Genomic DNA, 15,162 nt, shown 5'->3' with positions numbered 1-15,162 from the left:
GACCCGCCCGGCACAGGGTTGATCATGAGGTTGGCGGGGCGAAGAGCGCTCCCTCAGCCCGCCAACCTCATGATCAACGCGGCGGAAGGCAGGGGGGTGGGGGGTGGGGGTTAGGCGAGGTCCAGGGAGCGGGCGGCGGCCAGGGGGTCGTTGGCGATGGTGGTGGGGGCCGGGGCCGTGGAGATGGCCCACTCGGGGTCCTTGAGGCCGTGGCCGGTGACCGTGCAGACCACGGTGGAGCCGGGCGGGACCCGGCCCGCGGCGGCCTGCTGCAGCAGGCCGGCCACGCTTGCCGCGCTGCCCAGCTCGACGAAGACGCCGACCTCCCGGGCCAGCAGCCGGTACGCCGACAGGATCTCCCGGTCGGTGACCGCCGCGATCAGGCCGTCCGAGGCGTCCCGGGCGTCGACCGCCTTGGTCCAGCTCGCCGGGTTGCCGATCCGGATGGCGGTGGCGATGGTGGACGGCTCGTGCACGACCTGGCCGGTGACGATGGGGGCGGCGCCGGCGGCCTGGAAGCCGTACATCTTCGGTGCCTTCGTGGCGTTGCCGGCCGACCGGTCCTCCGAGTAGCCCATCCAGTAGGCGGAGATGTTGCCGGCGTTGCCGACCGGCAGGCAGTGGATGTCCGGCGCGTCGCCGAGCGCCTCGACGATCTCGAAGGCGGCGGTCTTCTGCCCGTGCAGCCGGTTGATGTTGACCGAGTTGACCAGGGCCACCGGGTAGTCCTGGGCGAGCTTGCCGGCCAGCGCCAGGCAGTCGTCGAAGTTGCCCTGGACCTGGAGCAGCCTGGCGCCGTGCACCAGCGCCTGGGCCAGCTTGCCCAGCGCGATCTTGCCCTGCGGCACCAGCACCGCACAGGTGATCCCGGCCCGGGCCGCGTACGCGGCGGCGGAGGCGCTGGTGTTGCCGGTGGAGGCGCAGATGATCGCCTTGTCACCGGCCTCGACCGCCTTGGAGACCGCGACGGTCATGCCCCGGTCCTTGAACGAGCCGGTCGGGTTGGCCCCCTCGACCTTGAGGTGCACCTCGCAGCCCAGCCGGGCGGAGAGCACCGGCGCGGGCAGCAGTGGGGTGTTCCCCTCGTGCAGGGTGACGACCGGGGTGGCGTCGGTGACCGGCAGCCGGTCCCGGTACGTCTCGATCAGGCCCCGCCACATGTCGCTCTCCTCGCCTCTACCGGCCCTGTCGCATGTCAAGCCTGGACCAGCAACCCGGGTCGCCGCCCGGCGCACCCGGCATTAACCACCTGACGGGACACCGCCTACAGCCCGCCCTCGACCCGCAGCACGCTCGTCACCGACCGGACGATCTTCAGCCCGCGCAGCGCGCGGACGGTGGCCGCGAGCGCGGCGTCCGGCGCCACGTGGGTGACGATGACCAGTTCGGCGTCGGAGCCCCGGCCGGCCGGGCCGCCACCCGCCGGGCCCTGCCGCACGGTGGCGATGGAGACCTCGTGCCGGGCGAACACCCCGGCCACCGCCTCCAGCACACCCGGCCGGTCCGCCACGTCGAGGCTGATGTGGTAGCGGGTCAGCGCCTCGCCCATCGGCCGCACCGCCAGGTCGGCGTACGCGGACTCGCTGGCCGCGTGCACCCCGGCGAGCCGGTTGCGGGCCACCGCCACCACGTCGCCGAGGACGGCGCTGGCGGTCGGCGCGCCGCCCGCGCCGCGGCCGTAGAACATCAGCTGCCCGGCCGCCTCGGCCTCGACGAAGACCGCGTTGAACGCGTCGCCGACGCTCGCCAGCGGGTGGGTCAACGGGAGCATCGCCGGGTGCACCCGCACGCCGACCGTCTCCCGGCCCGCCGCGTCGGTGTTGCGGGCGGCGATGCAGAGCAGCTTGATGGTGCACCCCATCGCCTTCGCGCTGGCCACGTCCGCGGCGGTCACCTCGGTGATGCCCTCCCGGTGCACGTCGGCGGCGGTGACCCGGGTGTGGAAGGCCAGCGAGGCGAGGATGGCGGCCTTGGCGGCGGCGTCGAAGCCCTCCACGTCGGCCGTCGGGTCCGCCTCGGCGTACCCCAGCTCGGTGGCCTCTTCGAGGGCCTCCGCGAAGCCGGCGCCGGTGGCGTCCATCGCGGAGAGGATGAAGTTGGTGGTGCCGTTGACGATGCCGGTGACCCGGTTGATCCGGTCCCCGTGCAGCGACTCGCGCAGCGGGCGCAGCAGCGGGATCGCCCCGGCGACGGACGCCTCGTAGTAGAGGTCGGCCCCGCCCTCGGCGGCCGCGTCGTGCAGCGTCGCGCCGTCCTCGGCGAGCAGCGCCTTGTTGGCGGTGACCACGCTCTTGCCGGCGCGCAGCGCCTCGACCAGCCAACCGCGGGCCGGCTCGATGCCGCCGACGACCTCCACCACGATGTCGACGTCGTCCCGCTTGATCAGGCCGAGCGGGTCGGTGGTGAACAGGGCGGGGTCGACGGGCAGGTCGCCGCGGTCCCGGCCGAGCCGGCGGACGGCGATCCCGGCGATCTCCAGCGGGGCGCCGATCCGGGCGGCGAGGTCGGCCGACTGCTCGTGCAGCAGCCGCACCACGTCGCTGCCGACGGTGCCGCAGCCGAGCAGCGCCAGGCGCACAGGTGAGGTCATCCGACATCCAATGCGAGCAGGTCTTCTTCGGTCTCCCGTCGAACGATCAGACGGGCCCGACCGTCGCGGACGGCCACGACCGGGGGCCGCGGGACATGGTTGTAGTTGCTGGCCATGCTCCGGCAGTAGGCCCCGGTGCCGGGCACCGCGACAAGATCTCCGGGCTGCACGTCGGCGGGCAGGAATTCATCCTTCACCACGATGTCCCCGGACTCACAGTGCTTTCCCACCACGCGGGCGAGCAGCGGCTCGGCCGACGACGCCCGGTTGGCCACCGTCGCCGAGTACGACGCGTCGTAGAGCGCGGTGCGGATGTTGTCGCTCATCCCGCCGTCCACGCTCACGTACGTCCGGATCCCGTCGACGTCCTTGACCGTGCCGACCTCGTAGAGGGTGAAGACGGCGGGCCCGACGATGGCCCGGCCGGGCTCGATGGAGAGGTGCGGCACGGCGAGCTTCTCGGCCGCGCACTCCCCGTCGACGATCTTGCGGAGCCGCTTGGCCAGGTCGTGCGGCGCGGCCGGGTCGTCCTGGGTGGTGTACGCGATGCCGAAGCCGCCGCCCAGGTCCAGCTCGGGCAGCTCCACGCCGCGGGCGTCGCGGATCTGCGCCTGGAGGCCGAGCACCCGGCGGGCGGAGACCTCGAAGCCGCTGGCGTCGAAGATCTGCGACCCGATGTGCGAGTGCAGCCCGCGCAGCTCCAGCACGTCCTCGTCGATGACCTTGAAGGCCGCCGCCGCGGCCGCCCCGCCGGCCAGCGAGAAACCGAACTTCTGGTCCTCGTGCGCGGTGGCGATGAACTCGTGGGTGTGCGCCTCCACGCCGACCGTCACCCGGATCAGCACCTGGGGGCGTACGCCGCGCTCGCGGGCCAGCGCGGTGAGCCGGTCGATCTCGGTGAACGAGTCGAGGATGATCCGGCCCACCCCGGCGTCCAGGGCCCGGCTCAGCTCGGCCACGGACTTGTTGTTGCCGTGGAAGCCGATCCGCTCCGGCGGCATCCCCGCCGACAGCGCGGTGGCCAGCTCGCCACCGGTGCAGACGTCGAGGAACATGCCCTCCTCGGCGATCATCCGGACCACCGCCCGGCAGAGAAAGGCCTTGCCGGCGTAGTAGACGTCCTCGTCCGGGAAGGCGGCCCGGAACTCCCGGCAGCGCGACCGCAGGTCGTCCTCGTCGAGGACGTACACCGGGGTGCCGTACTCCGCGGCGAGGTCGCGGACACTGAGCCCCGCGACGGCGAGCGCGCCGTCGGCGGCCCGGGTCACGTTGCGCGGCCAGAGCTGCGGCACCAGGGCGTTGACGTCGCCCGGCGGACGCAGCCAGGGCGGGCGGCTGCCGATGTCACCGTGCAGGGCACCGGCCTCGTGAGCGCGCATCGGGAGTTACATCCTCTCCGGGGCGGAGACGCCGAGCAGGCGCAGGCCGTTGGCGATGACCACCCGGGTGGCGTCGTTCAGCCAGAGCCGGGCCCGGTGGGTGTCGGTGATCTCCTCGTCGCCCTGCGGGGTCACCCGGCACTGGTCGTAGAACCGGTGGAACGCCGGCGCCACGTCCCGCTCCAGGTAGTGCGCAAGCCGGTGCGGCTGGCGCAGCTCGGCGGCGGTGGCCACCACGGCCGGGAACCCGGCTAGTGCTTTGAGCAGCTCGTGCTCCTTCTCGTGGGCGAGCAGCTCCGGGCGGAAGTCCTCCGGCGCGCCCCGGGTCAGCCCCACCTCGGCGGCCTGCCGCGCGACGCCGGCCGTCCGCGCGCCCACGTACTGGACGTAGTAGACCGGGTTGTCGTTCTTGGCCCGGGTCCACAGCTCCACGTCGATGTCGATGGGCGAGTCGGCCGAGTAGCGGGCGAGCGCGTACCGGGCGGCGTCCACGCCGATCGCGTCGACCAGGTCCTCCAGGGTGACCACGGTGCCGGCCCGCTTGCTCATCCGCACCGGGGCGCCGTCACGGACCAGGTTGACCAGCTGGCCGATGAGGATCTCCAGATTGCGCTCCGGGTCGTCGCCGAAGCAGGCGGCCATCGCCTTCATCCGGCCGAGGTAGCCGTGGTGGTCGGCGCCCAGCATGATCACCACGCGCTCGAACCCGCGCTCGCGCTTGTCCAGGTAGTACGCGCAGTCGGCGGCGAAGTACGTCCACTCGCCGTTGGACTTGCGCAGCACCCGGTCCTTGTCGTCGCCGAAGTCGGTGGTGCGCAGCCAGGTGGCGCCTTCGGCCTCGAAGACGTGCCCCTGCTCGCGCAGCCGGGCCAGCGCCTGGTCCAGCTCGCCCCGGTCGTGCAGGTCCTTCTCGTTGAAGTAGGTGTCGAACTCGACGCCGAAGTCGCGCAGCGAGGACTTGATCTCCTCGAACATCAGCGCGACGCCCTCGGCCCGGAACACCTCCTGGGCGGCGGCGTCGTCCAGCTCCAGCACGTCCGGCCGGCGCTTGACCACCTCGGCGGCGATCTCCGCGAGGTACGCCCCGCCGTAGCCGTCCTCCGGGGCCGGCTCGCCCTTGGCGGCGGCGAGCAGCGACCGGGCGAACCGGTCGATCTGGGAGCCGGCGTCGTTGAAGTAGTACTCGGTGCCGACGTCCGCCCCGGTGGCACGGAGCAGCCGGCTCAGCGCGTCGCCGACGGCCGCCCAGCGGACCCCGCCGATGTGCACCGGGCCGGTCGGGTTCGCCGAGACGAACTCCAGGTTGATCTTCTGGCCGGCGAGGGTGTCGCTGCGGCCGTACTCCGGGCCCGACTCGACGATCATCTTGGCGAGCTGCCCGGCGGCGGCCGCGTCGAGCCGGATGTTCAGGAAGCCCGGGCCGGCGATCTCCACCGACTTGATCCCGGGCGCCCGGCCCAGCCGCTCGGCCAGGGCGGCGGCCAGCTCCCGCGGGGGTACGCCGACCTTCTTGCTGAGCTGCAGCGCCAGCGTCGAGGCGTAGTCGCCGTGCTCGGGGTTACGGGGTCGCTCGACGACGGTCTGCGCGGGCAGCGCGGACGGATCCAGCCCCCGGTCGACGAAGACGGCGTGGGCTGCGGAGAGGACGACCTCGGCGAGTTCTGCGGGAGTCACCGAACCATGTTATCGGGGGTAGACTCGGGCACCGCGGCGGCGACCCAGCATGTGAACGCGCCCGCCAGCTCCCTGACCGACCGACCTGACGAGGCACGATGAGCATCAGCACCCCGGGCGGCCCGGAACGCCGCCCGACCGTGGTCAGCACCGGCAAGAAGCCGGCCGCCGGCCGGCCGGCCGCTGCCGACAAGCCGTCCGGTGGCAAGGCCGGCGCCGGCAAGGGCACGCCGCGGCAGACCGCCGGCGGCAAGGGCCGCAAGCCGATCGCGCCGGTCAAGGTGAGCCAGGGCCGCGCGTGGGGTCCGATCGCGCTCTTCGTCGCCGTCGGCGTGCTGGCGGCCGCCATCATCGGCTACGGCGCCTTCGCGGCCTACCGCGGTTCGCAGCCGTGGCAGGAGCGGGCCGATGCGATCAATGGCGTCGTCGACTTCCGCAAGAAGGACAAGGCGCTGGTCGAGGGCGGCAAGCACCAGCAGGGCGCGATCAAGTACGACGTCCTCCCGCCGGTCGCCGGCCCGCACAACCCGTCCTGGCAGAACTGCATGGGCGACGTCTACGACGCCCCGATCGCCAACGAGCACGCGGTGCACAGCCTGGAGCACGGCACGGTCTGGATCACCTACCGGCCGGACCTGCCGGCCGACCAGGTGGCCAAGCTCAAGGCCAAGGTGCAGGGCAAGGACAAGCTGATGCTCAGCCCGTTCGACGGGCTGGACAAGCCGATCTCGCTCCAGGCCTGGGGCTTCCAGCTCAAGGTCGACAACGCCGACGACGGCCGGATCGACGAGTTCATCAAGACGCTGCGGGTCAACGCCTCCATCGAGGGCCCGAACGCCAACTGCGCCCAGGGCGTCACCGCGACCGGCACCACGCCGCGTGACCTGGGCCAGCAGATGCCTGAGCAGCCCACCCAGTAAGGATGCCGATGACCGCACCCGTCACGACGGACAGCGCGCCCGACGAGGCCTCGGTCGCCGCCGACGGCGGCCGGGGGGCCACGCGCCGGTTCGGCACGCTGGCCCTGGCCGCTGCCGTCGTGGTCGGGCTGCTCCTCGGGTACGCGGGCGGCCTGCTCACCCCGACGGTCACCCGACCGGGTGACAGCTCGGCCGAGGCGGGCTTCGCCCGGGACATGAGCACCCACCACGCCCAGGCGGTGCAGCTCGGGCTGATGGCCTTCCAGCAGGGCGAGGACCCCGAGGTACGCCAGATCGGGGGCGACATCGCCACCGGCCAGCAGGGCGAGATCGGCACCATGCAGACCTGGCTGCGGCTGTGGAAGCTGGACCCGACCGGGGACCAGCCGGCGATGGCCTGGATGCCGGACGGCGCCGGGCTGGTGAAGGACGGGTTGATGCCCGGCATGGCCACCCCGGCGGAGCTCACCACGCTGAGCGGGTCGCGGGGGCGCCAGTTCGACGTGCTCTTCCTCCAGCTGATGATCCGGCACCATCTCGGCGGGATCCACATGATCCAGGGCATCCTCGACGAGGGGCACGACGACGACGTGCTGACGGTCGCGCAGACCATGAAGAACACCCAGCAGACGGACCTCACCAACCTTCAGGCGGCGCTCAAGCGCCTGGGCGGCTGATCCGTCGTACCGTCCCGCACCGAGGGGCCCGCGTCGTCCGCGACGCGGGCCCCTCGGCGTCTCCGGCGGGCACCTGCCCGTTATGCCGCTTTATAACGGTTTGAGCTATCCGACCGATTACGTTGCTTGGAGACTTTTCTCCCCACATATCGTGACCAGTTGCGATTCGGGCTCGTTGCCCAAGACGTGGGGGTTGCACTCAGAGACGCAGGGCGCTCGGTCACCAGTTGGTGCCGGCGCCACACCATCGGCGGTGACGGGGCGGTGGCAGCCGTCCGTCGCGGACTGCGGCAGGGCGAGTCGGGAACGCTCAGCCGCGAACAGGAACTCGAACTGATCGACGCGCTGCGGGGCGTCCACCCCGACGAGTTCGGCCTGGACGAGGAGCTCTGGACGCGACAGAGCCTGACCGCCCTCATCCAGCGCCGGTTCGACCTGACGATGGACGCCGGCACGGTCGGGGCGTACCTGCGGGCCTGGGGGTTGGGTCCGCGGGAGCCCCGGGAGCGCGCCTGCGGGCTCTGTGTCGGCGCGGTCGAGCGGTGGGTACGCGGCGAGTACCCGGCGATCATCCGGGCCGCCCAGGAGCACCTCGCCGAGGTCTACTGGATCGGCCGGGTACGGCTGCGCGGCACCATGCCGGCGGCGGACGTGGTCTCCGCGGTCTCCTCCCGGGGCCGGGTGCGCTTCATGATCACCACGCCCACGGTCGACCCGCCGCTCCCCCGCGACTTCGTGCTGCGACTCAGCGGCGCCGAGGAGCGGACGGTGCACCTGATCGTGGACGGCTCCTGGCCGAAGAACGAGTGGCCGCGCCGACTGCCCCGGCGCATCGTCCTGCACCCGCTGCCCAGCTGCGGCCGCGCAGTGGTCGCCGCCTGACCGGTTGCCGACTGGCGGGGGCGCACGATCGGCCGCGGACCGTCGCGCCCGCGAGCGGCCCCGTCCGACCGGCGGTAGCGACACGTCGCGGGCCGCCGGATACCGATTGGGCGATCCCGGAGGGGGTTTGCTACTCTTCTCGGGTCGCTGAGCCCCCGTAGCTCAGGGGATAGAGCACCGCCCTCCGGAGGCGGGGGCGCAGGTTCGAATCCTGCCGGGGGCACAACAAAAACCAACGAGAAACGCCCCGGCGCACGCCGGGGCGTTTTCCGTGTGGCAGGTCCTGCCCGGCCGCCGGACGGCCCTTCCGGCTCCGACCACCCACCGGTAACGCCGCGTCGAGGTGCCCCGGCCGCCCCGGGAGATCCCCAGGTCACAGCCGGCGACCCCGCGCGATCGGGCCCCGCGGACGGGGCGTGGGATGCGTTAGTGGCTGCTGAGGGCAGCGTGACGGCATGGTGACGCAGAGCACCGCCATATTGCGGGATTGTTACCCGCGCAGGCCTCCCAGCCCTTGCGAATCGCCTTCGGGTCGGAATACGTTGCCGTCGGCAACAAAAACAGCGAAGGCCATCCCCCCGGAGGCATCCATGACGTTGGCGAGGTGGTACGAGCGATGAGCGACGTGCCCATCCTCTTGGAGATGCGTTCCATCACCAAGGAGTTCCCCGGAGTCAAGGCCCTCTCCGACGTCAACCTGGTGGTGCGCGCCGGCGAGATCCACGCCATCTGCGGTGAAAACGGTGCCGGCAAGTCCACGCTGATGAAGGTCCTCAGCGGGGTCTACCCGTACGGCACGTACGACGGTCAGATCGTCTACCAGGGTGCGGAGACCCGGTTCTCGGACATCCGCTCCAGCGAGCACGCCGGGATCGTGATCATCCACCAGGAGCTCGCGCTCATCCCGGACATGTCGATCGCCGAGAACATCTTCCTCGGCAACGAACCCCGCAAGCGGGGGGCGATCGACTGGAAGTCCGCGAACCGGATGGCGCTGGACCTGATGGCCCGGGTCGGTCTGCAGGAGGACCCGGACACCCTGATCAAGGACATCGGGGTCGGCAAGCAGCAGCTGGTGGAGATCGCCAAGGCGTTCGCCAAGGACGTCAAGCTGCTCATCCTGGACGAGCCGACCGCGGCGCTGAACGAGGCCGACTCCCGGCACCTGCTGGACCTGCTGCGGGGCTTCCGGTCCCGCGGCATCACCTCGATCATGATCTCGCACAAGCTGAACGAGATCGAGGCCATCGCCGACCAGATCACCATCCTGCGCGACGGCCGGACGGTGGAGACGCTGGACGTCAAGGTCGACGGCGCCGACGAGGACCGGATCGTGCGGGGCATGGTCGGTCGCGAGCTGAGCAGCCGGTTCCCGGACCACACCCCGAAGATCGGCGAGGTCTTCTTCGAGGTCCGCGACTGGAACGTCCGGCACCCGATCTCCGCCGAGCGGCAGGTCTGCAAGCACGAGAGCTTCGTCGTCCGCCGCGGCGAGATCGTGGGCTTCGCCGGGCTGATGGGCGCGGGCCGCACCGAGCTGGCGATGAGCGTCTTCGGCCGCTCGTACGGGGTGTACGAGTCGGGCACGATCATCAAGGACGGCAAGGAGATCGTGCTGAAGTCGGTGGCGGACGCGATCGCCAACGGGCTCGCGTACGTCAGCGAGGACCGCAAGGCGATCGGCCTGAACCTGCTCGACGACATCAAGGCGTCCACGGTGGCCGCCAAGCTGTCGAAGATCTCGCACCACGGCGTCCTCGACGAGGTGGCGGAGTACAAGGCGGCCGAGGCGTACCGCAGGGAACTGCGGACCAAGGCCCCGACGGTCGACGAGAGCGTCTCCAAGCTCTCGGGCGGCAACCAGCAGAAGGTCGTGCTGGCGAAGTGGATGTTCACGGACCCGGACCTGCTGATCCTCGACGAGCCGACCCGCGGCATCGACGTGGGCGCCAAGTACGAGATCTACGGCATCATCCAGCGGCTCGCCGACCAGGGGAAGGGCGTCGTCGTCATCTCCTCGGAGTTGCCCGAGCTGATCGGGCTCTGCGACCGCATCTACACCGTGTTCGAAGGCACCATCACCGGCGAGATCGCCCGGCAGGACGCGGACCCGGAAACCCTCATGAAGCAGATGACCTCGACGAAGAAGTTGCAGACACGATGAGCCGACTGAAGGACCTGCAGAAGAACCTCTTCGGAGGCACCACGTCCAACGCCCGTCAGTTCGGGATGATCTTCACCCTGGTGGCGATCGTCGTCCTGTTCCAGATCCTGACCGACGGCCTGACCCTGCGATCGGACAACCTGATCGCGCTGTTCAACCAGAACTCGTACATCCTCATCCTGGCCATCGGCATGCTGATGGTGATCGTCGCCGGGCACATCGACCTCTCGGTCGGCTCGATCGCCGCCTTCACCGGCATCCTGGTGGCCAAGTCGATGGCGGAGTGGTCGCTGCCCTGGCCCGTCGCCATCCTGTTCGGCCTCGCGATCGGCGCGGCGATCGGCGCCTGGCAGGGCTTCTGGGTGGCCTACATCGGGGTGCCCGCGTTCATCGTCACCCTGGCGGGCATGCTGCTCTTCCGCGGCGGCAACCAGTTCATCGGCAACGCGAACACCATCCCGGTGCCCGAGGGCTTCCGGCTGATCGGCTCCGGGTTCCTGCCCGAGGTCGGGCCGAACACCGGCTACAACAACCTGACCCTGCTGCTCGGCCTCGCCGCGTGCGTGGCCGTGGTGTGGCGGGAGTTCCAGGCGCGCAAGACCCGCCGGGACATGAACGCCGACCCGGCCCCGATGTGGATCTCGCTGCTGCGGATGGCCGTCATGGTCGGTGTGATCGTCTTCGCCTCGCTGCGCTTCGCCAGCGGCCGGGTCGGCACCAGCTTCCCGGTCTCCGGCATCATCCTGGTGGCGCTGATCCTGATCTACTCCTTCTACACCCGGAACACCGCCGGCGGCCGGCACATCTACGCCGTCGGTGGCAACTCCCGGGCCGCGGAGCTCTCCGGTGTGAAGCTCAAGCGGGTCAACTTCTTCGTCATGATGAACATGGCCGTCCTGGCCGCACTGGCCGGCATGATCTTCGTGGCCCGTTCGGCGGCCTCCGGCCCGCAGGACGGCAACGGCTGGGAGCTGGACGCGATCGCCGCGGTCTTCATCGGTGGCGCGGCCGTCTCCGGCGGTATCGGCACCATCAGCGGCTCGATCGTCGGTGGTCTGGTCATGGCCGTGCTCAACAACGGCCTCCAGCTCCTCGGCGTCGGGACCGACCGGGTCCAGATCATCAAGGGCCTGGTCCTGCTGCTGGCCGTCGCGATCGACGTCTACAACAAGAGCCAGGGACGCTTCTCGGTCATCGGGAGCATCACGCGCTCGTTCCGTCGTGACACACCCACCCCACCCACGTCATCGTCCGACGCGGAGCGCGAGCCCGCCCGGACGGCGGTGTCCGGCTGACGGTCACCAGACCACTCCCCCGTATCACCTCTCCAGAAGGGTTCTACCCAGTCATGCGTAATCTCATTGGCAAGTCGGTGGCCATCGGTGCCATCGCGGCGCTCGCTCTCACCGCGACCGCCTGCGGCTCCGGCCGCGACGGAGACTCCGGCGGCTCGAAGGGTGACACCAAGGGCTTCGCGGCCGACTCCCTGATCGGCGTCGCCCTGCCGTCGAAGACCTCGGAGAACTGGGTCCTCGCCGGTGACCTGTTCACCAACGGCCTCAAGGAGGCCGGTTTCAAGAGCGACGTCCAGTACGCCGGCGCGTCCACCACCGTCGCCGACCAGCAGGCGCAGATCACCGCCATGGTGACCAAGGGCGCCAAGGTCATCGTCATCGGCGCGACCGACGCCGCGCAGCTGTCGACCCAGGTCGCCGCGGCGCACGCGGCCGGCGCGAAGGTCATCGCGTACGACCGGCTGATCACCAACACGCCGGACCTCGACTACTACGTCGCGTTCGACAACTTCAAGGTCGGCCAGCTCCAGGGCCAGGCCCTGCTGGACGGCATGAAGGCCAAGAAGCCGAACGGCCCGTACAACATCGAGCTCTTCTCCGGCTCGCCGGACGACAACAACGCCGGTGTCTTCTTCAACGGCGCGATGAGCGTGCTCAAGCCGGAGATCGACAAGGGCAACGTGGTCGTCGCCTCGAAGCAGACCGACGTCAAGCAGACCGCCATCCAGGGCTGGAAGGCCGAGGGTGCGCAGGCCCGCATGGACCAGCTGCTGACCTCGACCTACGGCAGCAAGGAGCTGGACGGCGTCCTCTCCCCGAACGACACGCTGGCCCGCGCGATCATCACCTCGATCAAGGGTGCCGGCAAGCCGGTCCCGGTCGTCACCGGCCAGGACTCCGAGGTCGAGTCGGTCAAGTCGATCATGGCTGGCGAGCAGTACATGACGATCAACAAGGACACCCGGAACCTGGTCAAGCAGACCATCGCCATGGTGAAGGCCCTGCAGGCCGGTAACACCCCCGAGGTGAACGACACCAAGTCCTACAACAACGGCAGCAAGGTCGTGGACACCTACCTGCTCCCGCCGGTGGCGGTCACCAAGGCCAACGCGGCCGAGGCGTACGCGAACGACCCGAAGCTCGCGCCGCTCACCAAGTAAGCACCACAGGTAGTCAGCAACGACGTCGGGTCCCGGAATCCTCCTTCCGGGACCCTTCGTCGTCATGGCGCCCGACAACCGAAAGGAGGCCCGACCGTGGCGACACCCCTACGTTCCGGTGTCCCCCGGCCGGGCCGCAATCCGGCGTTCCCCGTGCCGTCGTCGCCCTCCGCCAGCCAGGAGGAGATCCGCCGGCAGAACCTCGGCGCCGTGCTGCGCCACGTCCACGTGCACGGTCCGACCTCCCGGGCCGAGCTGACCGCCCGGCTCGGCCTCAACCGCAGCACCATCGGCGCGCTCGCGGCCGACCTTGCCGCCACCGGTCTCGTCACCGAGGTGGCACCGACCACCGCCCGCCGCGCCGGGCGTCCCTCGCTGGTCGTCAGCCCGCGGTCCGACCGGGTCTACGCGCACGCGCTGAGCATCGAGGTGGACCGGCTGCGCGCCGCCCGCATCGGCCTCGGCGGACGCATTCTCGACCTGCGCGAGGCCGGCCGCCCCTGCGGCATGTCGGCCTTCGACGCCGTCGGCCCGCTGGCCGACCTGGTCCGCGACATGGAACGCTCCGTCGCCGGGGATGCGCTCTTCGTCGGCGGCGCGGTCGCCGTCGCCGACACCACCCGCGACCCCGACGGACGGATCCGCATCGGCGGCGCCGACGAGGCGCTCGGGGCCGAGCTCGGGGCCGAGCTCGCCGCCGGCCCGGGCTTCGTCGCCGCCGACATGGCCGACATCGCCGGCCTCGCCGAACACGTCCGCGGCGTGGCGGCGGGCGTCGACGATTTCGTCTACCTGCACGGGGACCTCGGCGTCAGCGCCGGCATCATCATCGACGGCCGGCTGGTCCGCGGCCACCGGGGGCACAGCGGCAAGGTCGGCCACATGGTGGTCAACCGGGACGGCCTGCCCTGCGGGTGCGGCTCGCGCGGCTGCTGGGAGACCGAAGTCGGCGAGGCGGCGCTGCTGCGGCACGCCGGCCGGGATCCGGCGGAACGGGCCGCGGTCGCCGAGGTCCTGCGGGCCGCCGCCGACGCCGAGCCCACCGCCCGGGCGGCGGTCCAGCAGGTCGCCGACTGGCTCGGCTTCGGCGTGGCCAACCTGGTCAACGTGGTCAACCCGGACAGCGTGGTGTTCGGCGGCTACCTACGCGAGGTCTACGCCATCGGCGCGGACACGGTGCGCCGCCGCCTGGACGAGATGGCGCTGCCCGCCTCCCGCGAGCACGTGCGGTTGGAGGCGGCGGCCCTCGGCCGCGACGCGCCCCTGATCGGCGCCGCCGAACTGGCCTTCGACAAGCTGCTGGCCGACCCGCTCAACGCCGGCGTCGCCGGCCAGCCGGGCACCGGTCCGGCCGACGCCCCGGCCTGACCCTCGGCGGCGGCCCTGGTCGGTCGTCGACGGGTTCGGTCCGGACGGTGGCGGTCCTCAGCCACCCTCCCGGCGGGCCCGGGCCCGGCGTCGGCCCTCGTGCATGGCCTGCACCCGGGCCACCGGGATGGTCCTGCCCTCGGCGACCAGGTCGGCGGGGAGCCGCTGCGGCGCGGGCATCGCCGCGGCCCACGGGTCCCGCTCGCCGACCAGCGCCGGTACGGTCCGCACGGTGAAGTCCGCCGGCGTCACCGCGGGCAGGTCGGCCCAGGCCACCGGGAAGGAGACCGGCAGGCCGGGCCGGATCCGCGGGCTGTACGCGGCCACCACCGTCGCCCCGCCGGCCCGGGTCGGGTCGATGAACACCCGGCCGCCCCGGTCCTCCCGGATGAAGGCGGTGGTGGCGAGCGCCGGGTCGAGCCGCTCGGTGTGCACCGCGAGGGCCCGGGTGGCCGCCGCCGCCTCCTCCGCGGTGGTCTCCCCGACCACCGGTACGAAGACGTGCAGACCCTTGGCGCCGCTGGTCTTGACCGCCCCGGTCAGCCCGACCCCGGCGAGCGCCCGCCGGACCAGCTCGGCGGCCCGGACGACCGTGCCGAACGGGCCTCCCTCCGGCGGGTCGAGGTCGAGCACCAGGTGGGTGGGGCGGTCGGGGTGGGTCGCCGTGCCGAGCGTCGGGTGGTACTCGATCGCCCGCTGGTTGGCGAACCAGAGCAGGGTGCGCCGGTCGTCGCAGAGCGCGTACGACACCTGCCGGTGCGACGCCTCCGCCCAGACCGAGGTGCGCCGCACCCACTCCGGGGTGTACTTCGGCAGGTTCTTCTGCATGAACGGGTCCTGCCCGCGCAGCAGCCGGATCACCGAGAGCGGCCGGTCCCGCAGGCCGGGCAGGATCCGGTCCCGCACCGCGTCCAGGTAGTCGACCAGGTCCCGCTTGGTGACGTCCCCGCCGGCGAGCAGCGGTTGGTCCAGGTTGGTCAGTGCGACCCCGTCCCGGGTCTCGTCCGCCCCGCTCATCCGCCCACCTTGCCGTCCGTACCGGTCGGTGGCAAC

At 71.5% G+C, this 15,162-nt stretch carries 12 protein-coding genes and 1 tRNA gene; 8 read left to right on the top strand and 5 right to left on the bottom strand.

Annotated elements, in window-relative coordinates; genetic code table 11:
• Positions 1 to 110 precede the first annotated feature (110 nt).
• The 4 genes from thrC to argS all read right to left on the bottom strand — a co-directional run bounded on the left by thrC (position 111) and on the right by argS (position 5,643).
• Complete coding sequence (gene thrC / locus ACFOYX_RS21385; protein ID WP_322441327.1) at positions 111 to 1,160, bottom strand: threonine synthase; 1,050 nt, start codon at positions 1,158 to 1,160, stop codon at positions 111 to 113.
• Positions 1,161 to 1,264: 104 nt separating this feature from the next.
• On the bottom strand, positions 1,265 to 2,578 hold the full coding sequence (locus tag ACFOYX_RS21380) for a homoserine dehydrogenase (protein ID WP_322441336.1): 1,314 nt from the start codon (positions 2,576 to 2,578) through the stop codon (positions 1,265 to 1,267).
• A gap of 8 nt (positions 2,579 to 2,586) precedes the next feature.
• Positions 2,587 to 3,969 carry a diaminopimelate decarboxylase gene (gene lysA / locus ACFOYX_RS21375; RefSeq protein WP_322441326.1) on the bottom strand — a complete coding sequence of 461 codons (1,383 nt, stop codon included), beginning with the start codon at positions 3,967 to 3,969 and terminating at the stop codon, positions 2,587 to 2,589.
• 6 nt (positions 3,970 to 3,975) lie between these two features.
• On the bottom strand, positions 3,976 to 5,643 hold the full coding sequence (gene argS / locus ACFOYX_RS21370; RefSeq protein ID WP_322441325.1) for an arginine--tRNA ligase: 1,668 nt from the start codon (positions 5,641 to 5,643) through the stop codon (positions 3,976 to 3,978).
• A 98-nt stretch (positions 5,644 to 5,741) separates the two neighbouring features.
• Between argS and ACFOYX_RS21365 the strand changes: the two genes are divergently transcribed.
• The 8 genes from ACFOYX_RS21365 (at position 5,742) to ACFOYX_RS21330 (ending at position 14,109) form a co-directional block, all read left to right on the top strand.
• Positions 5,742 to 6,563 (top strand): DUF3105 domain-containing protein, encoded by an 822-nt coding sequence (locus ACFOYX_RS21365; protein WP_322441324.1) that lies wholly within the window; start codon positions 5,742 to 5,744, stop codon positions 6,561 to 6,563.
• An 8-nt stretch (positions 6,564 to 6,571) separates the two neighbouring features.
• Positions 6,572 to 7,240 (top strand): DUF305 domain-containing protein, encoded by a 669-nt coding sequence (locus ACFOYX_RS21360; protein ID WP_322441322.1) that lies wholly within the window; start codon positions 6,572 to 6,574, stop codon positions 7,238 to 7,240.
• A 186-nt stretch (positions 7,241 to 7,426) separates the two neighbouring features.
• Positions 7,427 to 8,122, top strand: coding sequence for a winged helix-turn-helix domain-containing protein (locus ACFOYX_RS21355; RefSeq protein WP_322441321.1), 696 nt, complete (start codon positions 7,427 to 7,429; stop codon positions 8,120 to 8,122).
• A gap of 151 nt (positions 8,123 to 8,273) precedes the next feature.
• Positions 8,274 to 8,345: transfer RNA gene (locus ACFOYX_RS21350), tRNA-Arg, on the top strand.
• 393 nt (positions 8,346 to 8,738) lie between these two features.
• Positions 8,739 to 10,286, top strand: coding sequence for a multiple monosaccharide ABC transporter ATP-binding protein (gene mmsA / locus ACFOYX_RS21345; RefSeq protein WP_322441320.1), 1,548 nt, complete (start codon positions 8,739 to 8,741; stop codon positions 10,284 to 10,286).
• The gene (mmsB, locus tag ACFOYX_RS21340; RefSeq protein ID WP_322441319.1) at positions 10,283 to 11,581 is read left to right on the top strand and encodes a multiple monosaccharide ABC transporter permease; all 1,299 of its coding nucleotides are present in this window, start codon (positions 10,283 to 10,285) and stop codon (positions 11,579 to 11,581) included. The genes mmsA and mmsB overlap by 4 nt, the downstream gene beginning before the upstream one ends.
• Before the next feature lie 53 nt (positions 11,582 to 11,634).
• Complete coding sequence (locus tag ACFOYX_RS21335) at positions 11,635 to 12,741, top strand: sugar-binding protein (protein ID WP_322441318.1); 1,107 nt, start codon at positions 11,635 to 11,637, stop codon at positions 12,739 to 12,741.
• 96 nt (positions 12,742 to 12,837) lie between these two features.
• Entirely contained in the window at positions 12,838 to 14,109 is a 1,272-nt protein-coding gene (locus ACFOYX_RS21330) for an ROK family protein (RefSeq protein ID WP_377534264.1), read from the top strand.
• 57 nt (positions 14,110 to 14,166) lie between these two features.
• Here ACFOYX_RS21330 and ACFOYX_RS21325 read toward each other — a convergent pair whose 3' ends face one another.
• Positions 14,167 to 15,126, bottom strand: coding sequence for an ATP-dependent DNA ligase (locus ACFOYX_RS21325; protein WP_322441317.1), 960 nt, complete (start codon positions 15,124 to 15,126; stop codon positions 14,167 to 14,169).
• Positions 15,127 to 15,162 lie beyond the last annotated feature (36 nt).

Source organism: Micromonospora sp. GCM10011541, assembly GCF_042650725.1.
GTDB classification, from domain to species: domain Bacteria; phylum Actinomycetota; class Actinomycetes; order Mycobacteriales; family Micromonosporaceae; genus Micromonospora; species Micromonospora sicca.
Note: the sequence above shows the minus strand (reverse complement) of the source record. Positions and strands in the feature narration are given on the sequence as shown.